General features: G+C 69.1%; 24 protein-coding genes. 7 read left to right on the forward strand and 17 right to left on the reverse strand.

The annotated features are described in order from the left end of the window. Nucleotides 1-33: 33 nt before the first annotated feature. Both HUA76_RS33675 and HUA76_RS33680 read right to left on the reverse strand, forming a co-directional pair. A complete protein-coding gene (locus tag HUA76_RS33675; RefSeq protein WP_174463159.1) occupies nucleotides 34-1,452 on the reverse strand; it encodes a hypothetical protein in 1,419 nt (472 codons plus the stop codon). A gap of 186 nt (nucleotides 1,453-1,638) precedes the next feature. Then, on the reverse strand, nucleotides 1,639-3,234 hold the full coding sequence (locus HUA76_RS33680; protein WP_174463160.1) for a right-handed parallel beta-helix repeat-containing protein: 1,596 nt from the start codon (nucleotides 3,232-3,234) through the stop codon (nucleotides 1,639-1,641). Nucleotides 3,235-3,372: 138 nt separating this feature from the next. On the opposite strand from HUA76_RS33680, the gene HUA76_RS33685 reads away from it, so the two are divergent. Continuing rightward, nucleotides 3,373-3,777 (forward strand): hypothetical protein, encoded by a 405-nt coding sequence (locus HUA76_RS33685; protein WP_141645991.1) that lies wholly within the window; start codon nucleotides 3,373-3,375, stop codon nucleotides 3,775-3,777. A 14-nt stretch (nucleotides 3,778-3,791) separates the two neighbouring features. On the opposite strand, the gene HUA76_RS33690 is transcribed toward HUA76_RS33685, so the two are convergent. The 3 genes from HUA76_RS33690 to HUA76_RS33700 form a co-directional block, all read right to left on the reverse strand. Further along, nucleotides 3,792-4,970 (reverse strand): winged helix DNA-binding domain-containing protein, encoded by a 1,179-nt coding sequence (locus tag HUA76_RS33690; RefSeq protein ID WP_174463161.1) that lies wholly within the window; start codon nucleotides 4,968-4,970, stop codon nucleotides 3,792-3,794. A gap of 29 nt (nucleotides 4,971-4,999) precedes the next feature. Then, the gene (locus HUA76_RS33695; RefSeq protein WP_174463162.1) at nucleotides 5,000-5,308 is read right to left on the reverse strand and encodes a hypothetical protein; all 309 of its coding nucleotides are present in this window, start codon (nucleotides 5,306-5,308) and stop codon (nucleotides 5,000-5,002) included. 125 nt (nucleotides 5,309-5,433) lie between these two features. Beyond that, on the reverse strand, nucleotides 5,434-6,411 hold the full coding sequence (locus HUA76_RS33700) for an NADPH:quinone oxidoreductase family protein (protein ID WP_174463163.1): 978 nt from the start codon (nucleotides 6,409-6,411) through the stop codon (nucleotides 5,434-5,436). Nucleotides 6,412-6,993: 582 nt separating this feature from the next. On the opposite strand from HUA76_RS33700, the gene HUA76_RS33705 reads away from it, so the two are divergent. Beyond that, nucleotides 6,994-9,210, forward strand: coding sequence for a M4 family metallopeptidase (locus HUA76_RS33705; protein WP_174463164.1), 2,217 nt, complete (start codon nucleotides 6,994-6,996; stop codon nucleotides 9,208-9,210). 100 nt (nucleotides 9,211-9,310) lie between these two features. On the opposite strand, the gene HUA76_RS33710 is transcribed toward HUA76_RS33705, so the two are convergent. Then, nucleotides 9,311-10,144 (reverse strand): metallophosphoesterase, encoded by an 834-nt coding sequence (locus tag HUA76_RS33710; RefSeq protein ID WP_141645996.1) that lies wholly within the window; start codon nucleotides 10,142-10,144, stop codon nucleotides 9,311-9,313. 64 nt (nucleotides 10,145-10,208) lie between these two features. Then, nucleotides 10,209-10,586, reverse strand: coding sequence for a response regulator (locus HUA76_RS33715; protein WP_174457687.1), 378 nt, complete (start codon nucleotides 10,584-10,586; stop codon nucleotides 10,209-10,211). 126 nt (nucleotides 10,587-10,712) lie between these two features. Here HUA76_RS33715 and HUA76_RS33720 point away from each other — a divergent pair, with 126 nt between their 5' ends. Next, nucleotides 10,713-11,084, forward strand: coding sequence for a helix-turn-helix transcriptional regulator (locus tag HUA76_RS33720; protein ID WP_141645997.1), 372 nt, complete (start codon nucleotides 10,713-10,715; stop codon nucleotides 11,082-11,084). A gap of 14 nt (nucleotides 11,085-11,098) precedes the next feature. On the opposite strand, the gene HUA76_RS33725 is transcribed toward HUA76_RS33720, so the two are convergent. Together HUA76_RS33725 and HUA76_RS33730 are read right to left on the reverse strand one after the other, a co-directional pair. Continuing rightward, nucleotides 11,099-12,316 (reverse strand): DUF790 family protein, encoded by a 1,218-nt coding sequence (locus tag HUA76_RS33725; RefSeq protein WP_174457639.1) that lies wholly within the window; start codon nucleotides 12,314-12,316, stop codon nucleotides 11,099-11,101. Nucleotides 12,317-12,385: 69 nt separating this feature from the next. Beyond that, nucleotides 12,386-13,765: a DEAD/DEAH box helicase family protein gene (locus tag HUA76_RS33730; RefSeq protein ID WP_174463165.1), complete on the reverse strand. Its 1,380-nt coding sequence runs from the start codon at nucleotides 13,763-13,765 to the stop codon at nucleotides 12,386-12,388. A gap of 126 nt (nucleotides 13,766-13,891) precedes the next feature. On the opposite strand from HUA76_RS33730, the gene HUA76_RS33735 reads away from it, so the two are divergent. Next, nucleotides 13,892-14,338 (forward strand): DMT family transporter, encoded by a 447-nt coding sequence (locus HUA76_RS33735; RefSeq protein ID WP_141646000.1) that lies wholly within the window; start codon nucleotides 13,892-13,894, stop codon nucleotides 14,336-14,338. 12 nt (nucleotides 14,339-14,350) lie between these two features. Continuing rightward, nucleotides 14,351-14,764, forward strand: coding sequence for a DNA-binding response regulator (locus HUA76_RS33740; protein ID WP_141646001.1), 414 nt, complete (start codon nucleotides 14,351-14,353; stop codon nucleotides 14,762-14,764). 4 nt (nucleotides 14,765-14,768) lie between these two features. Here HUA76_RS33740 and HUA76_RS33745 read toward each other — a convergent pair whose 3' ends face one another. Continuing rightward, the gene (locus HUA76_RS33745; protein WP_141646002.1) at nucleotides 14,769-15,395 is read right to left on the reverse strand and encodes a hypothetical protein; all 627 of its coding nucleotides are present in this window, start codon (nucleotides 15,393-15,395) and stop codon (nucleotides 14,769-14,771) included. After that, entirely contained in the window at nucleotides 15,392-16,546 is a 1,155-nt protein-coding gene (locus tag HUA76_RS33750; protein WP_174463166.1) for a hypothetical protein, read from the reverse strand. The genes HUA76_RS33745 and HUA76_RS33750 overlap by 4 nt, the downstream gene beginning before the upstream one ends. A 647-nt stretch (nucleotides 16,547-17,193) precedes the next feature. Between HUA76_RS33750 and HUA76_RS33755 the strand changes: the two genes are divergently transcribed. After that, on the forward strand, nucleotides 17,194-17,808 hold the full coding sequence (locus tag HUA76_RS33755) for a hypothetical protein (RefSeq protein WP_141646873.1): 615 nt from the start codon (nucleotides 17,194-17,196) through the stop codon (nucleotides 17,806-17,808). Between the two features lie 29 nt (nucleotides 17,809-17,837). Here the strand turns inward: HUA76_RS33755 and HUA76_RS33760 are convergent, their stop codons facing one another. The 6 genes from HUA76_RS33760 to HUA76_RS33785 all read right to left on the reverse strand — a co-directional run bounded on the left by HUA76_RS33760 (nucleotide 17,838) and on the right by HUA76_RS33785 (nucleotide 24,438). Further along, complete coding sequence (locus HUA76_RS33760) at nucleotides 17,838-20,051, reverse strand: Bd3614 family nucleic acid deaminase (protein ID WP_174463167.1); 2,214 nt, start codon at nucleotides 20,049-20,051, stop codon at nucleotides 17,838-17,840. A gap of 155 nt (nucleotides 20,052-20,206) precedes the next feature. Beyond that, on the reverse strand, nucleotides 20,207-21,175 hold the full coding sequence (locus tag HUA76_RS33765; protein ID WP_174463168.1) for a hydrolase: 969 nt from the start codon (nucleotides 21,173-21,175) through the stop codon (nucleotides 20,207-20,209). A gap of 52 nt (nucleotides 21,176-21,227) precedes the next feature. Continuing rightward, a complete protein-coding gene (locus HUA76_RS33770) occupies nucleotides 21,228-21,575 on the reverse strand; it encodes a YkgJ family cysteine cluster protein (protein WP_174463169.1) in 348 nt (115 codons plus the stop codon). A 20-nt stretch (nucleotides 21,576-21,595) separates the two neighbouring features. Next, complete coding sequence (locus tag HUA76_RS33775; protein ID WP_174463170.1) at nucleotides 21,596-22,744, reverse strand: hypothetical protein; 1,149 nt, start codon at nucleotides 22,742-22,744, stop codon at nucleotides 21,596-21,598. A gap of 20 nt (nucleotides 22,745-22,764) precedes the next feature. Next, nucleotides 22,765-23,721 (reverse strand): GNAT family N-acetyltransferase, encoded by a 957-nt coding sequence (locus HUA76_RS33780; protein ID WP_174463171.1) that lies wholly within the window; start codon nucleotides 23,719-23,721, stop codon nucleotides 22,765-22,767. Between the two features lie 51 nt (nucleotides 23,722-23,772). Next, nucleotides 23,773-24,438, reverse strand: coding sequence for a hypothetical protein (locus tag HUA76_RS33785; RefSeq protein ID WP_174463172.1), 666 nt, complete (start codon nucleotides 24,436-24,438; stop codon nucleotides 23,773-23,775). Nucleotides 24,439-24,623: 185 nt separating this feature from the next. On the opposite strand from HUA76_RS33785, the gene HUA76_RS33790 reads away from it, so the two are divergent. Further along, a complete protein-coding gene (locus HUA76_RS33790; RefSeq protein WP_174457630.1) occupies nucleotides 24,624-25,628 on the forward strand; it encodes a DUF481 domain-containing protein in 1,005 nt (334 codons plus the stop codon). Nucleotides 25,629-25,697 lie beyond the last annotated feature (69 nt).

Here is a 25,697-nt window from a genome sequence, read left to right on the forward strand (position 1 = left end):
GTTCCGCCGCGCAGCCTAGCAGAGGCGCGGGCGTCAACCGACTCCGGAGCCTTCGTGTGTCTTCACTGGCACGGTGTGTGTCGTGAACCGGGCGACGACCCGCGCGGCGAGTCGTGAGCCTTCCACACAGAGGAACACGAGGAGCACCGGCTCGATGAAGTACTTGAACCGCATGTTCTCGCCCTTCTCGAACAGGATGCTCACCGTGGCGACGTACAGCACGGGCAGCAGGAGTCCGGCCACGCGGAGCCAGGCCGCTCGGCCCTCGAGTCGCCTCGCGGCCATCCCCCCCGTGAGGAGCAGCAGCAGCCAGAGCACGGGTGAGGAGAAGAAGAAGTCGAGGGGCTCACGCCACGGCAGCCGGTCCACCAGGACATTGGGCTGGTAGCGACTGGAGGGCTCGCCATACAGCGAGGCGTTCTCCGCGAAGGAGGCCAGTGTCGTGGAGAGGGGTTGTTCGAGCAGCGCCCGGCGGCACACGTACTTCAGCCCCACCGAGTAGCGCAGGGCATCCAGGTGGTTGTAGTTGTAGTAACCCCCCAGCTTCTCGTCCTGGCGCAGCACGGCGGCGCTCGAAGGGGAGGGCAGCCCCGTGGGCAGCACGTTCGAGGGCAGGCGCATCGCGCCGAGGTCCGGCTCGCCCAGGCCAATGGCTCGACAGAAGTTGAGTCCGTCGAAGGTGGACGTCATGGACGTGCCGAAGAGCGCGAGCTGCTTGGCGACGTAGGGCCCCGCGAACAGCGCCACCAGCGCGACGTAGCGGCCCACGCGCCGGAGGGGAACGTTCCTCAGCGCGAGGCACAGGGCCACGAGCAGGAAGAAGGGCCACTGGAAGATGGAGCGCAGGAAGAAGAGGACCAGTGACGCGGTGGCGAGCCGGGCGATGGAGCCCCCCTCTCGCTGAAGTCGCGACAGCTCGAAGCAGAACCACAGGAAGGCGAGGGCGCTCGCGGCGGTGCTGTCCAGCAAGGTGGCGAAGGCGAGGGCGCCAGGATGCAGCGCCGTCACCACCGCGCCGACGATGGCGGCGGCCCTCCCCGCCACTCGATGCACCCAGGCGAAGACGAGCGTCACGGTCGCCGCGAACACCAGTGCCCAGGCGACGTAGGTCCACCGGTCCACGGCGTCCACCAGGGCAGCGCTGTCGAGCGAGCCGTGAAGCCCTCCGAGCACCGCGCGCAACATGTCCAGCAAGGGAGGCTGGATGTGCAGATACCAGAGGGAGCGCACCGGCTCGTCGCGCAGTTCCCGGAGCGACAGCGTCTGCATCATCCGCTCGGAGTTCCACGCCTGGAAGCGCAGCCCGTCCGTCGTGAATCGGCGGAACAGCGCCTCCAGGACGAGCAGGAACAGGAAGGACACGGAGAAGACGACGCCCTGCTCGCGTCGGCTGGCGACACGGCGGACGGGCTTCACGGGAGGGGCCGAGGGGACGGCAGAGGAGTCAACCACCGCCGAGGAGTCTCGCAGCCTCTCCGGCATCTCGTACAGGGGGCCTCACTCGCCTGGCTCCAAGGCCCCCGGAGTCGCGCGAATGGGCGTGCTCGAGTTCGGCGCCGGAGTCGCGCAGCCCCCGGGCACACAGGCGTGCCGTGCCAGTGAAGAGCGCGGCACGTGGCCTCATGTGGAGGTCGGGGCCTACTCCCGCACCCACTTCCGGCGAAGCGCGAGGGCCGCCAGGGCCAGCAGTCCGAGAGGACCCGCGAAGCCACTGCCCGTTGCTCCGCAGCCCCCGTCCTCGTCGGACTTCTCCGGTGAATCCGTCCCCGAGTCAGGCGCCCCAGCATCGGGAGTCCCCGGCCCCGAGTCAGGTGTCCCGGAGTCTGGAGTGCCTGGGCCCGCATCCGGCGTCCCGGTCACCGGTCCCGAAGAATCCCCGTAGGCACCGATGTGCCCCGGACTCGTCACGGTGCGTGCCTCCGCCGCGACATGCTTCACGTACTGCCAGTCCACTGTGAGGGACGCGGCCTCGGAGGGAGGCGCCACCGCGGCCCCGCGCAGCGGCGAGCCCGAGGCGAGGTGGAAATCCTGGCCATCCAGGTTGCCGAAGCCGGGCGTGGTGCCAGTGAGGTTACCGCCAGTGTCCACGACGGAGCCCGTGAGCGTGCCGAAGGTGGAGACGTAACCCGGCTTGTACCAGTTACCGCCATGCCGCAGCGTGCCAGCCTCGTCCGTGAGCGACAGCGTGTTGCCTCCCACCGCGGCCACCAGGACGACATTGCTCGTGACGTGCGCCGTCTGGGCATTCGTCGACAGCCGCAGCAGCGTGGTGCGGTCCGTGCGCGAGGAGACGATGGTGTTGTGGAAGAGGTACAGCTGGGAGCGGTAGTCCGCCGTCGTCCCGTTGTCTCCGCCGAAGTGGATGATTTGCCGGTTACCGGCGCCCGCGGGCTCCAGCAGCACGTTGCCGTAGACGAACGTACGAGCGTAGGACGGGGCCGCACGAACGGCCACGCTGTCGGACTCCACCAGGTCGAGTTGCCGGTTACCGCCCTCAATCCAGTTGTACCGGATGACGGTGCCGGCGGACCGGTCCTTCAGGTTGTTTCCCAGACACCCCGAGCACAGGGGCCCGAAGCGGTTGAACTGGTAGGTGATGCCGAGCGCCTCGGTATATGCATTGTGCTCGTAGATGCTGTCGACGTTGCCATTGCCGAGGATGTGATTGCGCTCGACGAGCAGGTCCGACGTCTCGTTGGCGACGAACAGGCCATTGCCGCTGTCCTCCAGGACGCAGCCGCGAATCGTGAGGTGCTCGCCCTTCTCGATGAAGATGGCGGCCGCGTTGTCGCTGTAGGTGGAGGCCCCGCTGCGACCGGTGAACGCACCTCGTGCGCGGCGCAGGTGCAGGTCCTCCACCACGAGATAGGCGGGCATCGTGTCGGCGGGCGTGTTGGAGCCGCCAATCTTCAGGATGCCGCGCTGCTCGCTCCAGAAGTTGAGCTGCGAGCGCGTCGTCGCGTTCTCCCCGACGATGACCGGCAGGTTGCCCGCCGCGTCGCGCACGCCGCGCACGGTGATGGGCGCGGAGGCCGTGCCTCGCACGCCAAGCACCCACTTCTCCGCGTAGGGCGTCGGGCGGGCATGGATGAACACCGTGTCACCGGGCTGGAGCGACTCCCAGGGCACGGCGCCAATGCTGGCGAGAGGCTGGCCCGGGCCCACGCGGTACTCGTCGGCCTGGGCGACGAGCGACTGAAGCAGGACGAAGAAGACCCATCGGAAGCGGTGCATTTCACGGAGTGTGACGCGGCTCCGGTGGGGCGGTCCACCGGGCGTCGTGGCGGGGCGGGCGACGCGGGGCCGACTCGTGGGAAAGGAGGACAGGGGGACTGGATGATTCCTCCGGCCCGGAGTGTAGTTCTCCCCCGCATGCCCCTTCTGCGTCAGGTCATCGTCCTCCAGTCCCTCCGCGAGCTCGGTCGCCTGGCCCCGGACCTCGCTCGCAATCGGGCGGAGCGCTCACTGGAGGCCAGCCTCCAGAGTCTGCGAGAGGCCAGCCTCACGACGCTCGGCATGGAGCTGGATACGCTGACGCTGTTCGACGCGCGCTCCGTCGTGCGGTTGTTCGCGCACGCGGAGCAGGCGCGCATCCTCGCCCACTTGATGGACGAGCGGGCCCGCACCCTCGCGGAGCATGGCGACTTCGTGGGGGCGCTGTCGGACACCGTCTACGCGGGGCAGCTCCTCGCGTGCTCCCGTCAGCGCTTCGGCGTCCTGCGGGACGCGGGCGCGGCGGATGCCCTGGAGCGCGAGCTGCCCAAGCCGCCGACCTGAGCGGCCTTGAGGGCTCAGGACGCGGCGCGGGCGCGGGGCCTGCGAGCGACCTCCGCGCCACAGGCCACCGCGTGGCGCGCGAGGGCTTCGTCCAGCGCCGCGTCGTCCAGCTTCACGCCCTTCTCGCGCCAGAGATTGTCCACCTGGAGCACGCCCTCGCGCACGCGGGCTTCCAGTCGCCCCACGAGCTGTCCCCGGTGCAGCAGCGGACACACGTACCAGCCCCACTGTCGCTGCGCGGCGGGCTTGTAGACCTCCCAGATGTAGTCGAAGCCGAACGCCACGCTCACCAGCCCCCGGTCCCAGAGCACCGGGTCCAGCGGTCCCAGGATTCGCATCCGAGCGTCGGGCTCCGGGAACTCGCGCTCCCGAAAGCCCAAAGGCGCCAGGTACCGTCGGGGCGAGCCCGGCACGGTGACTTCCTCGAGGAGCCCTTCGGCGACGAGCGTGTCGGGCAGCGCCGAGGTGCGCACGTCGGACAGCATGGACCAGTGCGGTCCGCTGGCGCGGCTCAAGAGGCCAGCGGCCTCCACGCGTTCGCTCAGGGCCCAGCGCTCGAACGTGTGTTTCACCCGGGCGTCGGCCATCCGGGGCAGGGCGCGTCCAGGCACGTCGTACACCTTGCCGCCGGGGCCGCGTCCGCACACCACCACCTGGCAGCGCGTCCAGAGCACCTCCAGCGCCATGGCGGTGGCGCGCGCGGTGCCCTTCCATCCGCTCCAGTCGATGGGCACCACCGCGCCGTGGTCCTTCAATTCGCGAGAGGAGGAAGGGCCTCGCTGCGTCACCTCGTCCAGCACGGCGTGCAACACCGGCTCGGGGATGCGCTTGAGCCGCTCCTCCAGTCGCCACCAGGGCGCCTGGGCCGCGCGCTCGCGGTAGTACGGGAAGGCGCTCGCGGGCAGCAGGCAGCGCTCCTTGGCGAAGTGCTCGAAGGCGTGGCCCGGCAGCAGGTGGCGGTACACGTCGCCGCGAGCGATGCCCTCCACGCGCGCCAGCGCCACCAGGTCCGCGTTGGTGCCGATGACATCCAGCGGGTCCAACTGGATGCAGCGCAGCGACTTGAGGAGCGCGCGAACTCCGCGCGCCCCGGGAGGAAACAGGGGGCGCGCGAGTCCCAGTTGTCCGACGAGGTAGCGCCGCGCCTCGTCGGGCTGCAGCACGGTGGGAACGGGAAGCGAAGTCGAGGGCACGGCGCGGACGTTAGTCGCTGCCCCCTGGCTCAGTCGCGCTCTGGAGGTGCGTCTTCTTCCTCTTCCTCGAAGGCGCGGCCCGAGGGCTCGGGCTCCAGGCGGGCTTGCCGCTGACTGGCCTCCCAGGACTCCTCCGCGTCGTGGGCGTGGACGACGGAGGCCTCCGCGTCATCTTGCGCGCTCGCCCAGGTGGTGTGCCCTCCGGCGTAGCCCTCCAGGGGCCGAGCGCCTCGTCGCGCCTCCACCTCCAGGTCCTTCTGCTCCTGCTCGCGCAGCCGCTGTCGCTCCTGCTCGCGTTCGCGCTGGTGCTGCCGGTCGATGATGGGGTCGTCCGCCATGGCGCTGACACCTCCTGTCAGCAACCTGCGGACGACGCCCGAAGACGACAGCGAAGCGGTGCACGGGGCCGAAGGGACGCATGCTCGGTGGGCGAGCGGTATTCCCCCGCTCGCCCCCGCGTTGCTCAGCCCGGCCGCATGCGCAGGACGACCTTGCCCGTCGCGCGCCGACTCTCCAGTTCGCGCAGGGCCTGCGCTCCTTGTTCCAGCGGGAAGACGCTGCCCACCACCGGCTCGAGGATGCCCTGGTCCGCCATCGCCTCCAGGTCCTTGGCGATGGTCGCCGTCACCGACGGCTCATGGAGGAGGAAGCCGCCCCAGGCCACGCCCACGACGTCGATGTTGCGCAAGAGCAGCCGGTTCACCGCCACCTCGGGGATGCGGCCTCCCGCGAAGCCCACCACCAGCAGCCGTCCCTCCGGTGCCAGCGCCTTGAGGCTCTTGTCGAAGATGTCGCCGCCTACCGGGTCCACCACCACGTTGGCGCCCATGCCGCCCGTCTTCTCCTTCACCTGCGAGAGCCAGTCCCCGCTCGACAGCAGCACCTCGTGCGCCCCGGCCTTGCGCGCCACCTCCGCCTTGCGCTCGTCACTCACCACCGCGAGCACCCGCGCCCCCGCGCCGCGCGCCACCTGCACGGACGCTGTTCCCACGCCGCCCGCGGCGCCATGCACCAGCACCGTCTCGCCGGCCTTCAAGCGCCCGCGCCGGTGCAGCGCGAAGTGCGCCGTGTGGTAGTTCATCACCACGCCCGCCGCCGCCTCGAAGCTCCACCGCGTGGGGATGCGGAACACCATGTCCGGCGAAATCGCCGCCACCTCCGCGAAGCCTCCCAGGCCGAAGCTGAACGCCATCACCCGGTCGCCCGGCTTCACCGTCGCGCTCGCGGGCGCGGAGCGCACCACGCCCGCCACTTCCACGCCCGGCACGAAGGGCACGGGCGGCTTCAATTGGTACTGCCCCCGTGTCAGCAGCAGGTCCGGAAAGCTCACCCCCGCGGCCACCACGTCGATGAGCACCGCATCCGCCGCGTCGGGCTCCGGCACCTCCACCAGCGTGAGGCCCTCGGGTCCTTCCAGTCGCTGCAACTGAAGTGCGCGCATGTCCCTTCCTCCCAGCGCGGGAGCCTCGCGCACCCCAGCGCATCCGCAAAGGGACACACGGTGGCTGCCCATGGAACTCCCCGTCAGGCGCGGCGCGCGGCGCGCGTCTCCCGAGAGGATTTCCGGCGTCCGGCCGGTACAGCCCTACACGCCACGCCCAGGAGGCTTGAAGTCGCTGGTTCGAACCCAGCTCTCCCGACTGTCTTCCGGGAGATAGCTCAGTGGTAGAGCGCGAGCCTAAAACGCATGGCCGCACCACTCGGACGCCGGAATCCCTCCCACCCTTAATTCCTGTCGAAATTGCCGCCGAAATTGCCCGGGGCCTCGCGCGCGGACCCTGGCTGACTGTCTTCGGTCACGCTTTTTCCGGGAAATTCTGAGGGGGCTAGGGTTACCCACTACGTCGCATGAATCCGTGAAAGCAGTGGGTAGGGCACCCATAAGTCATTGAAATGCATGGGTATTTTTCCCTAAACTCGTAATTTAAGAATAGGCTACTTAGTGAAATTATCGCGCAACCTTGAAATACGTAACCATCCCGTGGCACTGTGCTTCCTAATCTTTCCGCTTAGGAGGATTACAATGGTGAATCAGCGAGTGCGCGGTGCACTTGGTGTTGCGGCGCTGTCCTTCCTTGTTGGTTGCAATGAGTCCACCCCTGCTCCCGAGGCCAAGCCCCAGGAAACCGCAAGCAAGACCGCGGCCCTGGAGTCCGGGACGAAGATTCTCGCGCGGGATGCTTCCGACGTCCCGACGTTCATCACGGGCAAGCTGAGCCCCATCGCGATTGCGCCCGCGGGCGCGGCGTCCATGCGTGAGGCCGAGCTGGCCCCCGCGGTAGCCGCCGTGGCTCCCCTGTTCCACCTGAACACGGGCGACCTGTTCCTGAAGAAGGCCTACACGGACCTTCAGGGTGACAGCCACTTCCGCTATGGCATCCGGGTCAACAACATCCCCGTGCTGGGCGGCGAGCTGCGCATCCACGCCCGCAATGGCGAGGTCTACGCGGCGAACACCAACACCCGCAGCGACCTGAAGGCCGAGACCAAGGCCGGCGTCGATGTGTCGGTGGCGAAGGCGTCCCTCCAGGCCGACCGCGAGACGCACGAGGGTCTGGTCATCCAGGAGGAGAGCGAGCTCGTCTACTGGCGCGACTCCGACCAGCTCATCCTCGCGTACAAGCTCACCCAGACGGGTGAGAAGCGCGACGGCACGCCGGTTCGTGACGACGTGCTCGTGAACGCGAAGAACGGCGATGTGATTGCCCGCCTGCCGCGCGTCCACACGGCGCTCAACCGCCGCCTGCACAACGGCAACAACACCACCACCCTGCCGGGTGCGCTGGCTCGTTCCGAGGGGCAGCCCGAGCACGCCGACGAGGTCGTCAACACCAACTACGACCACCTGGGCACGGTCTACGACTGCTACCAGGAGCTGTACGGCCGTGACTCCATCGACAACACCGGTGGCGTCCTCATCAGCACCGTGCACCACCGCGTCGCCTACGTGAACGCCTTCTGGGACGGTACCCAGATGGTGTACGGCGATGGCGACGGCGTGAACGCCAGCAACCTGGCGAACTCGCTGGACGTGACGGCGCACGAGCTGACCCACGCCGTGACGGAGCACGAGTCCAACCTCACCTACTCCGGTGAGTCCGGCGGCCTGAACGAGTCCATGTCGGACATCTTCGGCGCGGTGTGCGAGTGGTTCGGCGACGGCAAGGTCGTCAGCAACCGTACGTGGCTGGTGGGCGACGACATCTGGACCCCGTCCATCCCGAACGACGCCCTGCGCTACATGGCGAACCCCACGCAGGACGGTGACTCGCTCGACTACTACCCGGACTACTCCTCCGGCGTGGACGTGCACTACAGCTCCGGTATCTCCAACCTGGCGTTCTACCTGCTCTCGCAGGGTGGCACGCACCCGCGCGCCAAGACGACGACGGTGGTTGCGGGCATCGGCATCGAGAAGGCCGGGCAGATCTTCTACCGCGCCAACCGGGACATCCTCCTGGCCGGCTCCAACTTCGATGCGGCCAAGCTCGCCACCGAGCAGGCCGCGGCGCAGCTGGGCTACACCGCCGCTGAAATCGAGTCGGTGAGCAACGCCTGGAAGGCGACGGGCGTCGGCGTGCCCATCATCGTCGTCTCGGACCCCATCGAGAAGGACGTCCCCATCTCGAACATCTCCGGTGGCCGCGGCGAGAAGAAGTACTGGGATGTCACGGTGCCGGAAGGCGCGTATGACCTGACGTTCACCATCTCCGGTGGCACGGGCGACGCGGACATGTACGTCCGGTACGGCAATGCTCCCACGACGAGCCTGTACGACTGCCGTCCGTACCGCTCGGGCAACGCGGAGAGCTGCCCGTTCCCCACGCCGAACCACGGCAAGTGGTACGTGATGCTCAACGGCTTCAGCCCCTACACGGGCGTGACGCTGACCGTCACCTGGAAGGGTGGCTACGTGCCCGTGCAGAGCGGCGTGGCCGTGAAGAACCTCTCTGGCGCGGCGGGTTCGTCGCGGGTGTTCACCATCCAGGTTCCGGAGCGCAAGCCCGGCACCGGCACCAACAGCCTGTACATCCAGACGGGCGAGGGTGAGGGCAACCCGGACATCTACGTGAAGCTCGCGTCGGCGCCGTCGAAGTTCGACTACGACTGCCGCAGCGTCAAGGAGCACCAGTCCGAGGTGTGCAACCTCATCAACGTGCCGGCCGGCAAGTACTACATCGAGGTCTTCGGCGCCAAGGGCGGCTACGACGGCATCGCGTTCATCGCGTCGCACAAGTAAGCACCTGACGTAACCGGCGCGGCCTTCGGGTCGCGCCGGACCAGGCCCCGGTCGTCCGTTTCCTCACGGACGTCCGGGGCTTTGTCATGTGCGGGGTTCGTCAGAGCGGGCGGACGGCGGGGCCCGGCAGGATTTCGCGCAGGCACCGCTCGATTCCGCCCCGGTGCTTCCATTGCTGGGGGTAGCCGAGCGACACCTCCTCGAAGCGCACTCCATCCCGCCACTGCGTCAGCGGGATGTGGAGGTGGCCGGTGACGACGACTTCCGCCCGGTAGCGCGCGTGCCAGTCCTCGGTGCGCTTGGTGCCGCACCAGATGGAGAAGCGGGGGATGCGCGGCAGGCGCACGTGCTCGTGGCGCAGCGGGTAGTGATTGACGAGCACGGTGGTGCAGCCCGCGGGCAGGGCGTCGAGCCGCGCCTGGGTCGCCTCGACGCGCGCGGCGCACCACGCGGAGCGGGTGGGATAGGGCTCGGGATGCAGCAGCACCTCGTCGGTGCACAGCAGGTCATCCTCCCAGGCCCACTCCAGCGCCTTGTCCTCCGGCACGTGGTCCGGGCGGAACGAGTAGTCGTAGCCCAGGAACATGGGGACGATGACGCGGTGCGGGCCCTCGCCGGGCCAGCGCGGGTAGGGGTCCTCGGGGGTGAGCGCGCCGTGGCTGCGGCACAGCGCCACCAGTCGCTGGTAGCGCGCGTCGCCTTTCAGCGGGGGCTGCTCGGAGGGCAGGGTCCACAGTTCGTGGTTGCCCGGTACCCAGATGACCTGTCGGAAGCGCGCCGTCAGGGTGCGCAGCATGAAGTCCATCTCGGACAGGGTTTCGCCTACGTCGCCGGCGACGATGAGCCAGTCGTCCGGGAAGAAGGGGAGGGTCTGCAGGGCCAGCCGGTTGTCGGCGTGGCGCAGATGCAAGTCGCTGATGGCGTAGAGCTTCATGGCGGAGCGGGGGCCACCTTAACGCGGGTGGCGGGAGCGCGCCGCACCGTGAGGTGTCCCTACCTCAGGCCGAGCACGTCCAGGGGCGCGCGCCCAGGGCCCGCAGCAGCGCATGCACCTCCGAGGGCGGCGCGGCGCGGTCCATCCAGGTGATGCCCCGGAGACACGGCCTGGCCGGAGGGCGCACCGCATGGAGCGCGCAGGCCGTGCACGGGTGGCGCGCGCGCACCTGCTCCAGCAGGCCCAGCCCATCCCCATCCGGCAGCAGGTCTCCGCTCACCACCACGCGCGGCGGTTCCTCCTGTACGAGCGCGAGCGCTTCCGTCATGTCGCGCGCGAAGCGCTTGTCACCTGGCAGGTCCCTCGCGAGTCGCCGCAGCGCCGCGAGCGCGAGCGGGTCTTCGTCCACGAACAAGAAGGTGAGTACGGGCTTCGCGGTCATCGGTTTCGACGCCGTCACGGTGAGGGGAACGCCTCAGGTCAGGTTCCCATAAGACTACCTGGGAAGTTCTTGGATGCCAACCTCTCAAGTCATATCGACATGGGCGGACCCGGTAGGTTAACGAACATGGAAAAGACCCTCGCATCCCGCCTCGGAGGAGCTGCGCGCCTCGCACGGACTCGCCTGAATCTGACGCAGGCCGACGTCGCGGAGCGCATCGGTATCGCGAGTGAAGTCTACGGGCGACTGGAGCGCGGCCACATGTTGCCGAGCATCCAGACCTTCCGCCGGCTGTGCGTGGTGCTCTCCATCTCCGCGGACGAAGCGCTGGGGCTCAAGCCGACCCAGGACGTGAAGTGGGCCGCGGAGCCGCCCAGCGAGTATGGCGAGTCCGGTGAGCTGCGCCGCCTGCTGCGTCGGGCCAAGCAGTTGGACCGCAGCGCCATCCGCCTGCTGAGTGTCCTGGCCGCGCAGTTCCGGCCCAAGGGCAACGGCTGACGCCCGGCCGTGCGCTACGTGCTGGCGCGCGCGGCCTCCAGCTTCCCCAGTCGCTCCCGGAGCTTCTTCGCGGAGGGGAACCCGTGGAAGAGCACCACCTGGGGGTGGGCCTCCAGCGTCTCGCGTTCGGTGGGCTCCTTCGACAGGAGCGCGCGGTCGACTCCGAGCAGGAGTCCTGTGTCCGGTCGCGTGCGCAGCTCCGCGAGCCTGCGCGTCAGGGCGCTCGCGTGCCAGGGATGAAAGAGCTCCAGCGCGACTTCCTGGCGCGACGCGCGGTGACGGAAGGTCAGGTCCGGCACGCACAGGCTCGCGGCGCCCACGTGTCGGGGCAGCGGCGTCAGGTCCAGCTCCCACGCGTCATCCGCGAAGCTCGCCGACAGCGACATGACTTCCTCCGGCACGTGGCCCAACGCGGCGGGTAGGGGCGAGACGAGCGGGTCCTTGTCGCTCAGGGTCAGCGTGGCCTGCCGGCGCGAAGGCTCCACGGTGGCCTTCAGCTCCCAGCGCTCCAGCACCGGGACGACCGACAGGAACGAGGCGAGCTGCAGGCCGTACTTCTTCTGCATCGCCAACATGGCGCCAGGCCCTTCCACCTCCAGCTCCCAGTCCGGACCATCGCGGCGCACCTCAGCGACGAGGCGGCAGAACTTCAGCCATCGCAGCACCTTGCGCACGCGCAGCAGCTCCGGTGAGCGAGCCCGCAGCGTCAGGCGCCTGGCCGACAGCAGCGGCCCCTGGGCCAGCGCGAGGTTGTAGCGGTCCACGAGCACCTGCGCCGTGGGGGCTTCGCCATCCCAGCCCAGGAGCTTTCGATTCCCAGGCAGGTCCGCGTAGAGCGCGGCCCGTGCGTCCGTCAGGGGCACTCCGAGGGCTTGTTCCAGACGTGCCTCGTAACCCTCCACGGAGGTGTCGGGGGGCAGCGTGCGCAGGGTTCGGGCGGCCGTCGTGAAGCGCTCCCATCGGGCTTCGGAGGCGCCGGGCGCGGGCTCTTCGAAGACGAGCCGGTCCAGGACGAGCTTCACCAGTCCGCGCGCGATTTTAGGGCGGGTGAAGGCCCCGGCCGACAGGCCCAGGGTTTCCTCCACGTCGTCACTCGTCTCGCCCCGGGATGACTCCACGGTGGCCAGCAGCTCCGAGGCCAGGGACAGCAGTGCCTCATCGTCGCGCTTCACGAAGGCGGGGCGCAGCACGCCCTTGCTCACGCGGAAGGCGAGCAGCTCACGCGTCAGCATATGCAGCCTCGTGGCAGGACGCGGCGAGCCAGTCCAGCCCCGACGGTGAGTCGCGCGGGCATCAGCACCTCAGGGTTCCTCCTGATAGGCGTCGTGCTGACGTCGCCGCTCGCTGATGCCGCTCTCCGCCGTCTGCGCGGAGCACACCTCGTACAAGAGCGCGCGCTTTCCGGGGCGCTTGCGCAGGATGCGTCCCAGTCGCTGTACATGTTCGCGCACGCTGCCGCTGCCGCTGAGCACCACGCCCACGCGCGCCTCGGGCACGTCGACCCCCTCGTTCAGCACACGTGAGGTGAGCAGTACGGGCAGCTCCCCGGAGGAGAAGGCCGCCAGCAGTGCCTTGCGCTCCGGCACGGGCGTGTGATGCGTGAGGGCGGGAAGCAGCAGCCTTCGCGCCAGCGTGTACACCGTCTCGTTGTCGTCGGTGAAGACGAGCACGCGGTCCTCGCGGTGCTCCAGGAGGATGCGCCACAGCACCTCCTGTTTGCCGCTGGAGGTGAGGGCGATGCGGCGCTGCTCGCGGTAGGCGCGATACGCGGCCCGGCCCTCGTCGCTGCGCTGGCTCTGCGCCAGGAAGCGCGCCCACCCGTCCGGCGCGGACAGCCGCACGCCCAGCTTGCGCACGAAGTTGAGATAGAGCGCCCGTGCCTCGTCGTAGCGGGCCTTCTCATCCGCCGTCAGCGGCACCGCCACCTGCTTCACCTCGTAGGGCGCCAGGTACTCGCCCTGAAGCTCGCGGATGTCGGTGCGGTGTACGCGCGGGCCCAGCAGCTCCTCGCACACCCGCTCCCCACCATCCGTGCGCTCCAGCGTCGCGGTGAGGCCCAGCCGGTAGGGCGCCAGCGAGCCCTCCGCGATGAAGCGGTAGCTCGGTGCCGGCAGATGGTGACACTCGTCGCAGACCAGCAGGCCGAAGCGGTTGCCGTGGAACTCCGTCTGCATCGCCGCCGAGTCGTACGTCGTCACCGTCAGCGACTGTCGGTCACTCACCCCGCCGCCCAGCATCCCCACCGGCACGGAGAAGTGGCGCGCGAGCACGCCCTGCCACTGCGTCATCAAATCCAGCGTCGGCACCACCACCAGGGTGGGCCGCTTCACGTGGGCGATGGCCAGCACCGCCAGCAGCGTCTTGCCCGCGCCCGTCGGCAGCTCCACCAGGCCCCGTCCCCCTGCCTTCGTCCACGCCTCCAACGCCGCGCTCTGGTGGGGAAACGGCTGGATGGGAACGGTCAGCGCCACCTCGAGCGGCTCGAAGCGCTTCGCCCGGTCCTCGTACCCCACGCCCAGCTCCCGCAGCCGCAGCACCACGTCGCGGTAGTGCCATGCCGGCGCGCGGTACACACCCGTGCGACCATCCTTCTGGAACAGGGCGAGCAGCCGCGCGTCATCCGGCAGCGTGGGAGCCACCAGCGTGCCGCAGTCGAAGTGGAGCTCGCAGGAGCCGTCCATGGGCGCCGATGGGACCTAGCCGGTCAATCCACGTTCCGCCAGCCACATCGCGAAGGCGAGAGGGAAGTCGTGGCCGCGCATGTCTCCTTGCAGGAGGCCCCGCGTTCGGGATACCCACCCGCGCCCATGCGTTTTGTCTCGCTCGTTCCCTTGCTGTGTGGGCTGGCAGTCGTCGCCCAGGGTGGTCTCAACAAGCGCTTCGCCGGCCAGTGGGGCCTGCTGGGCGCGGTGTTGATGAACATGGTGGTTGCGACGGTGGCCACCTTCGCCGTGTACGCGGTGGCGCGCTCCGTGCCCGGCCTGTGGCCCGAGGCCGCCGCGCAGGGGCGCTTCTCCGGCTTCACCTTCTGGCACCTGCTGCCCGGGTTGTGCGGCGTCGTCATCGTGGTCGGCATGCCCTGGGCCATTGGCCGCGTGGGCGCCGTGCATTCCGTCCTCCTGCTCATCGCCGCGCAGCTCGCCACCAGCCTTGTCTGGGATGCGATGGTGGAGAACCGTCCCGCCACGCTCGCCCGGGTGCTGGGGTCGGCGGTCGCCTTCTCGGGTGCGGCCATCGCGGTCTGGAAGGGTTAGGTTTCCAGTCAGATGCGTCGCGTCCTCATCGCCAGCCCCCATGTCGCTTCCCGCGAGCTGCTGCGCCGCGTCCTCGCGGTCGACGATGAGAGCCTGGCCATCTCCGCCACCGGCGACACCGACGACGCGCTCGCGTCCATCACCTCGTCACCGCCCGCGCTCGTGGTGGTGGACCTGCGCAGGCAGGACGAGGACCACCCGCTCTTCCTCGGGCTCTTGCGCAAGCGCTACCCGACGCAGCCGGTCATCGCGCTGGTGCCGGGCCGCATGCGCGTCTTCGACGGCAGCCACGAGCGCGTCATCGACGCCCCGGGTGACACCACCGAATCCCTCCACCACCTCCTCGATGCGCTGAGGACCGCGGTCCGGGACCTGGTCGCCCAGGAAGTGTTGAGGGTGCTGCGCCCGCCGGTGGGACGGGCCTGAAGCCTCACAGGCGCAGGCGGTAGCCCAGGCCTCCCGCGAGGAAGCCTCCGACATTCACATCGCCCGTGGTGACGAAGTCCAGCGGGGCCAGGTGGTAGTGCGTTTCGAAGAAGAGGCCGCCGGGGCCCAGTGGAAGCTCCAGCCCCGCGAGCGCTTGCAGGCCCAGGCCGCCACCGCTCTCCGACGCGGTGGCGCCGAAGAGGTCGGACGTGGCGCGGTGCAGGTACAGCCCGGGGCCACCTCCCACGTACGGCGTCAGCGGACCCAGGGCCCGTTCGAAGCGGAAGACCGCCGACAGCAGGAAGGCGACCTCGCGCACCGCGAGCGTGTAGCGGCCATCCGGAGGCGGCGCGCCGAAGCCCCCCAGTTGTGAGTCCGTGAGCGCACCGGAGGCCTGCGGCCGGTGGTAGTTCACCTCCAGCACCACCGCGAGCCGTCGCTTCAAGAGCGGCGTGACGTAGCCCAGCTCCAGGCCCAGGTAGAGGTCTCCCCCCAGCGGCGCGGTGGACTTGAAGAAGCCCACCTTCGGCGCCAGCAGCACGCGGCCTCCTCCGACACCTTCCGTCGAGGCGGCGGACTTCGAGCCGGAAGCGGCGAGCGCGGTGAGCGCGACGAGCACGAGTGCGTTCATGGCAGGAGGGCTCCAGGCAGGGGAGGGGCCCCGTCGTCGGAGGTGCGCGTCGCGGTCGGCTCGGCCACCACGGTGAAGCCCTCCGACGCGGGCACCGCTCCCACCGCGCCGCTCGGGTCGATGACCTCGAGCGCATAGGGCCCGCCGGGGGCGAGGCCGTTGGGGCACTTGGGGTCGCTGACAGGCTCCTCGAAGCCCGAGCACGTGGGCAGCTCCGCGGTGACCTCGTTGGCCGACACCCGCGTCACCGCGCGCAGCGGAATGCGCTGCAACACGGAGGGGGCTGTCTTCAAGGACGCCAGCACGAAGAGCTCCGGCGCATCCGTGAAGCCGCGCTGGTCGCCCGTGGGGGCATTGAAGAGGCGGATGGAGGTGTTGCTCAGCTCGCCGCCGGACCTGGGCGTCAGCGTGAGTGCCCCCAGGTGGGGATAGCGGAGGTCGACCGCGCCAGGAGCGATGTCCGCGCAGCCCTCAGGCTGGGTGACCACCAGGTCATATAGGCCCTCGGGAGTGCCCGGCGGAATCTCCGACTCGATGCGCGTCGTCGAAACGACGGTGACGAAGAAGAGCGGCAGGTCGGTCTCGCCCTCGCGGCGCAGGACGATGATGGGGGACGAGCCTGGCTGGAAGTCGCTGCCCTCGATGACGATGGGATTGGTGCCCGTGGCCGTGTACCCATCCACCGGAGGCACCACGCGAGTCACCGTGGGCGGCGGCACCACCCTCACCGCGTCCGGCAGTGAGCCGGTGCCACCCAGGGGATTGGCGACCTCCACTTCATAGGTGCCCGGGGCGAGCTCCACTGGAGGCGTGCTGTCGCGCGTGGGCACGTTGAGCACGAGCAGCTCCGGACGCACGTAGAAGACCTGGCTCCGCGTCAGCGTGTACGTGGACGGCCCTCGCAGCGTCACCACGGGCAGCTCCACCGTCGGCGTGTCCGTGAGCGCCTCGCCGGGGACGGGCGTGAAGCGCTTGCCCACCACTTCCAGGCTCCAGCCTGTCTGCCCGCCCTGCGCGTTGCAGAGCTGGGGAAGCTCGCTGACGCGGGCGCGGGGGTTGACGATGCGCTCCACCGCGGGCGAGGGCCCCTCCGTCGTGCGTGAGCACGCGCTGAGGGCGAGCAGGGCCGTGGTGACGACTTGCAGGCGCAAAGCGATTCCTCCCCTTCGGCAAACAACGGGCATGCACGTTAGGCCGCCCACCCTGGAGGCCCGGAGATTTTTCCGGTTCCCACCGGTGGCCTCATCCCCAAGGCCGATGGCCTCCCCGCAACTGCGCGTACTCACTGGCTTCGAGCGCCCCGCAGGCGTCGGCACGGCGAATGCTATGGGTTCAGGCAGCGGGGGATGACGCGGTCCGGTGGGGGGCGATGGGGGCGGGGACGCGTCGTGCAAGGGGTCGGGCGGGGACAAGTCGGTGCCTGGAGTGGGGAGGCAAGGCTCGTCGGTGGGTCGGAGCAGGACGGGGGCCGGTGAGGGGGCGTGGTTGCGACAGGCGCGGCGGGGCTTCGGGACTCGCGAGCGGTGGCGCAGGTGGATGGGGGACGGGCGGCGGGAAGGGCGAGCCGGGCTCTGGTGGAAGCGGGGGTTTCCACCGGAGCCTGATTCACCTCGGGGATGGGGGTCACGACGGGGTGGCACGCGCGAAGGCGTCGTCGCGCGGTGGAGGGCGGGGCGGGGTGGTGCCAGGGGGACGTCACCTGGGAGGGCAAGGGGCCGCCGGAGCTGTCCGGTGGGTGTTGGTTGGCGATGACGGGGACCGCGGAGCGTCGCGGCGGGCTGGGGTGGGGACTCGACGCATGGGGATGCTGTCCACGTTGACCGCGCTGTTGTTCGTGCTCGTGGCGCGCGTGGCGCTGGCGGCGGATGGGGTGGAGGTGCGCCGGAGGGCGGCACAGGACCCCGAGCGGCTGGCGCCTTTTGGTTTGATGCTGGATGCGGGCGTGACGGAGGGCGCGGGCCTGTCCATCTCGTTCCGTCCCACGCACGCGGTGCGGCTGCACCTGGGGGCCACGCACAATGGCGTCCGTGCTGGCGCGCGCGCGGGGCTCACGCTGCTTCCCATGCGCGGCAGGCTTTCGCCGGCCTTCACGCTGGACGTCGGTCATGCGCAGCCCGCGGACGTGCAGGGTCTGGAGCGCAGGCTCGCGGACCTGTCCCTGCCGCCCCTGCCATCGATGGAGCGCGTGGGCTACAGCTACGCCAGCGCGCTCGTGGGGCTGGAGCTGAACATGCCCGGGCGCATCACCTTCTTCCTGCGCGGCGGCGTCAGCTTCATGGAGCTGTACGGTCCCAGCATGAAGGACCTGGACGAGTCGCTTCGCGGCTCGGTGGGGCCTGGGGAAGAGCGCTCGTGGATGCTGCGCACCGTGCGGCCCACGGCGAAGCTGGGCTTCCTGTTGTCCTTCGGCTGAACCGAGGTTCGTGTCGGGGAGTTGCTTCCTTACCGCGTGCAGTGGGGGCAGGCATTGAAGCCCTTGGCGTCTCCATACTGCAGGGCCTTGAGGCCCTGTTCGCTCTGGAGGGTGTAGCGGACCAGGCTCATCTTCGGGCAGTTCCCGACATGGTAGACGAGCGCCTTGGGAGCCTTGCCCGGAGGCCGCACGGTGCGCTGCTTGGTGCGCGTCAGATGCACCCTCATCATCTCCACGGTGGTGTAGGGCTGCCCGCTATCCATGAGCGGAAACGAGGGCTGAGTGTTTGTCTGCGCCCGCGGCGCCGGGTGCTCCACCCTTCTCTTCTTCTCCACCGGATTCGTCGTGTGTTGCTTGGAAGGTTGCTGCCCGAAGATGTTGGGTGGGCCGTTCATCTCCTCCAGGGACCGCTTCAACTTCGAGGGCTTCGTCAAACCCGACGCGGGGGGGGCGACCTCTTCATCGTCCCCGGCGATGTCGAGGATGAGGGTCGAGGCCCGCTGCCGAGGTGGGTCCTTCCTTGGAGGCGGGAAGCCCGCCTCATCGTCACTGGTGATGTCGAGGATGAGGCTCGCGGCTCGAGGCTGAGGAGTGTTCCCCCTCCGAAGCGGGAAGGCCTCCTCATCATCCGCGGTGACGTCGAGGAAGATGGCCGAGGCCTTTTTCTTCTCCTCTTGCTCCGGCCGGGAGCTGAAGCGCGGAATGCCCTGGCTCGGCGCAGGCTGGGGGAAGACCGAGAGGAAGGAGAAGGGCCCGTTGTTGAGGTCGCTCGGTGAAGGGATGATGCTCGGCTGAGGTGGGGGCGACGGGAACTCGAACGGGAGCATTTCAGCGTCGTCCTCACGCAGGTTGGTCGCGTGCAGGAATGCGGGCGCGGTGAAGTGTTGGAGTTTGCCTTCGTCCCAGTTCGACGTGCTTCGGGTCGAAGTCACCGTGCGCTGGGGCTGAGGCTCACGAAGGCCCATATGGGTCAGCCATTGAGACAGATACCGGGACAACTGACTCAGATTCTGGCGGACTTCGAAGAGATCGGTGTCGTCGAACTCCCGGTCGAGGTACTTGCGCAGCTTGAGCTTCAATGCCTCCCAGGCCTGCTCGATGAGAACGGGGCCCGGGTAGTACCCTTTCTCGTCGAAGACAATCTTCTCCTGGCCTTTTCTTCCCAAAAGATAGACGAGCCGTGAGTGGACCTCCTGCTCGCCGGCCTTGCTGAAGCTCTTCTCCAACTCGTCGGGCATGTAGCGCGATGAAGTCGGGGCGAATGATTTGGGCAGTCGAACGGCCTTGGGTTTCCCACCCGAATACTTCTCTGTCGAGTTCAGATAGAGCTGGGCGTTCTTCTCGTCGAGCACCGTCCGCCCCCCCGAGTAATGGGTGTCGTGTTCGCCATAGACGACCTGGAGTTCATGTCCCTGCTCAATCAACCCCGCGATGAGCCCCGCACACATGTGGCAGGGCTGGAGCGTGGTGTAGAGGATCGCGAACCCGTCCGGGAGTTGCTGGTGTCGCCCGAGGTAGGCGTGCAACAGATTGACCTCGGCATGAAAGCAGGCGTTGTCGTAGGCGGTGTTGACGGACCACGAGAGAATCTTTCCCGTGCCATCCACCAGGACCGCGCCCACGCTCTGGCCCTTGCCCTCTTGCGCGAAGACGACCAGTCCCTGGAGGAGTTCCCCGCGGTGATGGAGGAGGCTGAACGCCAGCATCATGTAGAAGCGATGTGCGCGGATCGCGGTCGCATCCCATGCGCCCGGCTTTCGAAGGTTGAGCGAGGGGCCCACGATGCTGTCTGGAGCCGGAGCTCTGAAGCGCCCCAGGGGCTGGTAGTTCGTGATGCCTGCCCTCTCCATCGTGGACAGTTTGCGCGGCTCGGCCTTCAGGAAGTTGATGAGGGTCCAGTCGCTCCCCGCCATGGGGAATGCAATGAGCAGATAACGCGTCACATCTCCCTCGAGGAGTTTGACTTCCTCCGCCGCGCGCTTGAGGAACTTCAAGGTCCCCATCTCCCACCGCGTCTGCCTGTAACCTGACGGCACGTGGATGTGGGTGAGTCCGCCTCGAAAGGCCATCTGCAGGGCGACGATGGGAGGGACGGGCAGGTTGCCCTCGATTCCAGTCGAGTAGCAGACCAGGGCGTCATACCTCTTGAGCTTGTATGTCAAAGGGCCGTCGATGACGCAAAACGCGAAGCGAGCCATTCCGGTCAGCTCCGCGATGCGGTGGGCGAGTGCTTGATGGCTCATGGAGCTTTGCGAGCAGCAAAGCCCATACCAGGGCCCCGACGGGTCAGCGGATGAGCGGCGGGCGTGGGCGGCTGTTGGAGCGGGGGCCACGTGTCCCGTCAGGACGCATCTGCGTCCTGACGGGACGTCGCGGGCGGCGCGAGGGCGGCACGCGCTCAGCGGAACGTCGCGAAGTACTCCAGCACCTGGTCTTCGGCCCAGAAGCGGGGGCGGTGCGCGCGGCCCGCGACGAAGCCCACGTGTCCGCCGTGCTCGGTCAACACCACGCTCAAGCGCGGATTGTCCTTCGCGTTGGGCGGGATGACGGGGGCCTCCAGCATCGGGTCATCCGCGGCGCTGATGAGCAGCGTGGGCTTGCGGATGGCGTGCAGCTTCGGGCCCGCGGAGGACTCGGCGTAGTAGTGCTCGGCGCTGTCAAAGCCGTGCAGCGGCGCGGTGACGGCATGGTCGAACGCCCGCACCGTGCGCGCCGCTTCCATGGCGCGGCCGTCGAAGGTCTTGGGGAAGCGCTTGAGCTTCGCGCGCGCCTTGCCCTTCAACGTCCGCAAGAAGCGCTCCCGATACACCAGGTGGATGGGCCCGGGGCCATCCAGCTTCTTGCAACAGGCGTCCAAATCATACGGCGCGCTGACGGAAGCCGCGGCCTTCACGGGTGCGTCCTCGCCCTGGTCCTCCAGGAGCCGGCACAGCACGTTGGCGCCCAGGGAGAAGCCCACGGCGAACAGCGGCCCGGTGGCGCGCTCGCCCAAGTCGCGCAAGAGGCCGAGCGCATCGTCGATGTGGCCCGAGTGGTACGTGCGCGCGAGCCGATTGGGCTCACCGCTGCACGAGCGGAAGTTGAGCGCGGTGGCGCCCCAGCCTCGCTCCGCGGCGCCCCGGAGGATGGCGGTGATGTAGCCGGCCCGGGACGAGCTCTCCAGGCCGTGCAGCGCCACCACGTGCGGCGCGCCAGCGGGGCCGTCGAAGGTGTCCAGGTCGACGAAGTCCCCGTCGGGCAGTTCGCGCCGCTCCCGCCTCAGCGGAGGGACATGACGGGGACGCACGAGGTTCGCGTAGATGGTCTGCGCATGCTCGTTCGTCAGGCCCGGTGCGGCGACGAAGGGCTCGGTCGGCTGGAAGTTCACGACTCCGGGATAGCCCCCTGAGGGGACGGGGACAAGGGCCCGTGTCGGCCCGTCAGCGGGGTCGTTCTCCACCGGGCGCTTGGGTGGGTGACTCGGGCCCCGCTGGCGGCGACTGGAGTCGGGCCCGCTTCATGGACGCACAGCCCCGCGCCTTCACGGACTTCGCCTCGTCCGTGAGGTCGAAGAGGGCCAGGTACTTGCCCACGCGCTCCTCCAGCGTGGGGGCCTCGATGAGCTTGCAGACCTCATCCGCCTGGTAGTCGCGGCAGATGCTCGGCCGGTTCTCGTACATGGAGCAGAGGTTGTCCTGGGTGAGGTGCGGACAGCGCAGCCCCAGCGGCTTGTCGAGCGCGGCGATGTCCGGCGCCACGCAGCAGGCGCCACAACGGGTGCATTCCATGAGGGAGGTCCTTCCGTGACTCAGCGTGGGACGACCTGCTTCAACTCCCCCGAGTTCGTCACCGTGACGACGACACCCTGGCCCTTCTTCCACCTCAGGAAATCCCGCTCCGTCTTCGGCATGAGCACGGTCTCCTTCACGCCGTCATCCTCGTAGCGGATGTGCACGGTGTACTCCTCCGAGCGGTGCTGCCGGTCCGTGGTGCCTGGCTGGAGCGTGGGCCACGCGGGGTTGCCGTCCTGCCCCGTCGCCTCGCGGCGGTCCACGGGCTTCCACTCATACGTGTCATACGCGCACTGGCGCGCGTAGACGGGCTCGTTGCGGTAGCGCGTCTCGTTCTGACAGTCCTCGTAGCGCTCGTTGCAGTACTTCGTGATGTCCTCGCAGACCTCTTCGACGAAGCCGTTGCCCTTGTCCCGCCGGCGGCACTTCTCCTCGGTACCACACGCCACCCGGCGCGTCTTGGAGCGGCACACCCGCTCTGTTCCGTCCGCCACCTTTCGAGTGCCTCGCTGGCGCTCCACGCAGTCCCGCACGTTGTCCACGCCCGCCACCTCACCCGCGCCGTTGACGGGCATCCGCGCGCTGCTCCGGCGCAGCTCGTCCGCCCAGCCCGTCTTCTGCACGGCGGTGAAGCGCTCCTGCGTCACGGCGACCTTCCACGACGTGCCGGTGATTTCCCCGGGGAAGTCGTGCGGGGTCCGGGCCCACATGGCGTACAGGCCCGAGCTGAAGCAGCACGAGAAGAGCACGCCCAGCCACAGCCACTTCTTCGTGAAGCGCGGCTTCGTCTCCGGCGGTGGCGCGGCGGGAGGCTTCCTCTCGGGCGTCTCGAACGCCTGGAGCGGCGCGGCCTTCGCATCCGCCGAGCGCTCCGCGCCGCAGTGCTTGCAGCGGGGCTGGTCCCCTCGATTCGCGGCGCCACAGAAGGCGCAGAACCAGTCCTCGCCCGCGCCCGCCAGCTCCAGCGCCTTGTCGTCCGTCACCCCTTCGCGCAGGGACTTGCCGCTCTGCGCGTCCACGTCGCCGAAGTCGAAGTCCGACTCGTCGCCCGACAGCTCGCGGGGGTTGTTGCAGGTCGGGCAGCGCTTGTGTCGGGCCAGGATGTCCTTGGCGTCGCACGACGTGCAGTTCCAGGTGCCCTCGATGATGCGCGTGCGCTTGGCCATGCGCGCATCCTATCCGGGCGTCACACCCAGAGCGCGCGGGAGAACGCCACGCGCTCGGCGGGTGGCAGGCCAGGACGCAGGGGCCGCATCATGGGGAGCGAGCCATCTCGCGCCACGCGGAGGGCGCCGGGCGCCCGCGCCACCCAGGGCAGGGTGGCGGGCTCCTCCCAGATGACCACGCGAGCCAGTCCCGCCCGGTGGGCCACGCCTCGCGCGGCTTCCAGCAGGGCGACGGCGTCCTCCACCGACTCCGCGTCGAGCAGCAGCACCACCAGCTCGCCATACCGGGCCATCATCGCCCACAGCGCGGAGGAGTTGCCCACCGTCGCGCCGCACGCCTCCGGGCGGGGCCGGTGCAGGAGCTCCGAGTAGATGCGCTCCCGCTCCAGATGCCAGTCCATCTGCGCGGCGCTCGGCCAGAGGAGGAAGGGCACGTCCGGACGCTGGGTCCTCGCCACGACTCCGGGCACGTCGCCGTCACACAGGAGCGCGTCCACCGCGTGCGTGGACAGGCCGCCGACAGCGGACAGTTGCCAGTCCCACGCGGGTGCCTCGTGATAGCCGGAGCGGCGGTAGAGTGCCGGGCCCACGTCGGAGAAGAGGAGGGCGGCGTGGTGGTTGGGAGACTCGTGCTCCAGTCGGGTGGCGACCTCGTCCATCAACCGCGTCGCATACCCGTGGCCCCGCAGCGCGGACTCGGTGAAGACGCTGGCGATGGCCTGGCTGACGCCACGCGTGGCCACGCCGTCGAGGCCTCGCAGGTAGCTGTCCGTGTGGAACGTCTCGCACGAGGCCAGCACCTGGCCCGCGTCGTCGAGCCACAGCCAGGTGCGCATCCCCTCCCGACACCAGGGGTGGGCGCGCAGGCGCAGCTCGCGCTGGTGGAACTGCTCCACGGAGAGCGGCGTGCCCCAGGCGGCGTGGGTGACGCGGTCCCGTTCGGCTTTCTGCGCATCGGTGGCGAGGGCCAGGTGCATGTCACGCCAACGTAGCGCCACCCAGGCGTCCGGCGCATCCACCCGGAAGGCTCACAGGTGCGTGGTGTATGGGAATCGGACGTGGAGCTGGAGGTACGCCTGGCCCACATGGAAGATGCCGTCGCGCACCCGGTCCGGCAGGCCCAGGCTCCCCAGCGCCTGGGGAACGTAGAGCGCGGACTCCCAGCCCAGGCTGATGAGGAAGTTCTTGGAGAATCGCAGCTCCAGGTCCACGCCCAGCTCGGCGCCCGGCCGCAGGAAGTGCGTATTCGCCAGCGTGTCCGAGTACAGATACGCATACGTCAGCAAGAGGCCGCCTCCCACGGAGAACCGCACCGACCCCGAGCTCAATGGCAGGCCCAGTCCCAGGGGCTTCCAGGTGACGCCATACATGCCGGTGTTCTTCAGCTTGGGGGAGATGATGAACGAGTCGGGGATGAAGATGGACGGGGAGATGCGGACCTCGTCCACGCTCTTCGCGTACTTGCGATAGCGCGTGGGAATGGCGCGCTGGTTCTTCTTCAGCCAGTCCTTGTCCAGCACCGCCTCAACGGAGAGCTTCACGCCGGTGTGGATGGGCTGGTCGTCGAAGACGGGCCCGAAGAACATGTACGCGGCGGGCCCCACGCCCACGTCCACGGGGACGGTGACGCGCTGGGCGGCGGCCAGTGCGGGCAGAAGCAGCGTGCACAGCAGCGCGACTCGGGCGGTGCTCATGAAATGCGAATCTCCTGGGTGTAGCGGGCCCCCCCTGGAATTAAGCACAACCACGACAATCAACCATTGCCGCACGCTGCGTGTTTGAAGCAGGAAGGGAGCCGCGCCGGCCCCGGGGGCGGCAAAGGACGCATGGTGCTCTCCGGGACTCTGTCCGCCGGCACCGCGAAGACCTTGGAGAACCGATGCTTTCCGCAGCCCTCTTGATTGCCACGTCCCTGCAGGCCCAGACGCCCGCGCCGACTGCTCCCGCCCAGGAGCCCGCCCCGCAGGCCGCCCCGGTCGCCGCCACGCCGGAGGAGCGCATCGCCGCCGCCGCCGAGCGCGCCGCCGCCGCCGCCGAGCGCGCCGCCGAGGCCAGTGCCCGCGCCGCCGAGGCCGCCGAGCGCGCCGCTGGCATCGCCGCCGGCGCCACGCCCGCGAAGCCGGCTGATGCTGACGCCGCCGCCGCGGCCGCGGCCGCCGCGAAGAAGAAGGAGGAGTGGGACATCGTCGTGGGCCTGGGCCTCATCTCCCTGACGGGCAACGCCTCCACCCTGACGTTCAGCGGTCTGGCCAGCGCGTCGCGCACCACCGAGCACTGGATTTATGGCGTGAAGGCCTTCGGCAACTATGGCCGCAGCCGTCCGCCGGAGGTGTCGGGGGAGGAGGCGGAGTCGCAGTTGGTGGCCCTCAACGCGGGCGTGGAGCTGCGCGGGGACCGGCGCTTCACGAAGATGCTCAGCGGCTACCTGCTGGCGGGCGCGCTGACGGACCACGTGGGCAGCGTCGAGTCGCGGACCTCCGGCGAAGGCGGTCTTGGCGTCCTCTGGTGGGACGAGAAGTCGAAGGACGAGCGCGAGTCCTACCTGCGCACGGACCTCGCCTTCCGCTACGCGCGCGAGACGCGCTTCCAGTACTACCCGTCGCGGATGGACCTGCCGGATGTGGACCTGGGCGGCCCGCGCTTCGGCGTGGCCTTCCGCTATGGCATCACCAAGGAAGTCCTCCTGAAGGAGGACGCCGAGGTGCTGCTGAGCGTCATCGGTGACTCCCGCGTGCTGGCCAACAGCCAGACGCAGCTCTCCGTGGGCCTGACCGAGTCGCTGTCCCTGGGCGTCAGCTTCATGGTGAAGCACGACAGCAAGCCGCCCGAAGGCAAGGTGTCCACGGACACCGCGCTGGCCTTCAACCTGGAAGTGGCGCTGTAACCGGACAAAAGCAACGCGGCGCCGGGGAAGTCTCCCTCGGCGCCGCGCGGTTGAAGCAGGGGCCTTTTG

Source organism: Myxococcus sp. CA056, assembly GCF_013336715.1.
In the GTDB taxonomy this organism is placed as follows: Bacteria; Myxococcota; Myxococcia; order Myxococcales; family Myxococcaceae; genus Myxococcus; species Myxococcus llanfairpwllgwyngyllgogerychwyrndrobwllllantysiliogogogochensis.

Bases quoted from the DNA above. Each gene is read 5' to 3' on its own strand.
- HUA76_RS33790 (WP_174457630.1), top strand. From the start codon at position 24,624: ATGCTTTCCGCAGCCCTCTTGATTGCCACGTCCCTGCAGGCCCAGACG.
- HUA76_RS33770 (WP_174463169.1), bottom strand. From the start codon at position 21,575: ATGGAATGCACCCGTTGTGGCGCCTGCTGCGTGGCGCCGGACATCGCC.
- HUA76_RS33780 (WP_174463171.1), bottom strand. From the start codon at position 23,721: ATGCACCTGGCCCTCGCCACCGATGCGCAGAAAGCCGAACGGGACCGC.
- HUA76_RS33680 (WP_174463160.1), bottom strand. From the start codon at position 3,234: ATGCACCGCTTCCGATGGGTCTTCTTCGTCCTGCTTCAGTCGCTCGTC.
- HUA76_RS33710 (WP_141645996.1), bottom strand. From the start codon at position 10,144: ATGAAGCTCTACGCCATCAGCGACTTGCATCTGCGCCACGCCGACAAC.
- HUA76_RS33745 (WP_141646002.1), bottom strand. From the start codon at position 15,395: ATGAACGCACTCGTGCTCGTCGCGCTCACCGCGCTCGCCGCTTCCGGC.
- HUA76_RS33725 (WP_174457639.1), bottom strand. From the start codon at position 12,316: ATGCTGACGCGTGAGCTGCTCGCCTTCCGCGTGAGCAAGGGCGTGCTG.
- HUA76_RS33705 (WP_174463164.1), top strand. From the start codon at position 6,994: ATGGTGAATCAGCGAGTGCGCGGTGCACTTGGTGTTGCGGCGCTGTCC.
- HUA76_RS33730 (WP_174463165.1), bottom strand. From the start codon at position 13,765: ATGGACGGCTCCTGCGAGCTCCACTTCGACTGCGGCACGCTGGTGGCT.
- HUA76_RS33740 (WP_141646001.1), top strand. From the start codon at position 14,351: ATGCGTCGCGTCCTCATCGCCAGCCCCCATGTCGCTTCCCGCGAGCTG.
- HUA76_RS33785 (WP_174463172.1), bottom strand. From the start codon at position 24,438: ATGAGCACCGCCCGAGTCGCGCTGCTGTGCACGCTGCTTCTGCCCGCA.
- HUA76_RS33760 (WP_174463167.1), bottom strand. From the start codon at position 20,051: ATGAGCCATCAAGCACTCGCCCACCGCATCGCGGAGCTGACCGGAATG.
- HUA76_RS33775 (WP_174463170.1), bottom strand. From the start codon at position 22,744: ATGGCCAAGCGCACGCGCATCATCGAGGGCACCTGGAACTGCACGTCG.
- HUA76_RS33755 (WP_141646873.1), top strand. From the start codon at position 17,194: ATGGGGATGCTGTCCACGTTGACCGCGCTGTTGTTCGTGCTCGTGGCG.
- HUA76_RS33720 (WP_141645997.1), top strand. From the start codon at position 10,713: ATGGAAAAGACCCTCGCATCCCGCCTCGGAGGAGCTGCGCGCCTCGCA.
- HUA76_RS33715 (WP_174457687.1), bottom strand. From the start codon at position 10,586: ATGACCGCGAAGCCCGTACTCACCTTCTTGTTCGTGGACGAAGACCCG.
- HUA76_RS33685 (WP_141645991.1), top strand. From the start codon at position 3,373: ATGCCCCTTCTGCGTCAGGTCATCGTCCTCCAGTCCCTCCGCGAGCTC.
- HUA76_RS33700 (WP_174463163.1), bottom strand. From the start codon at position 6,411: ATGCGCGCACTTCAGTTGCAGCGACTGGAAGGACCCGAGGGCCTCACG.
- HUA76_RS33695 (WP_174463162.1), bottom strand. From the start codon at position 5,308: ATGGCGGACGACCCCATCATCGACCGGCAGCACCAGCGCGAACGCGAG.
- HUA76_RS33735 (WP_141646000.1), top strand. From the start codon at position 13,892: ATGCGTTTTGTCTCGCTCGTTCCCTTGCTGTGTGGGCTGGCAGTCGTC.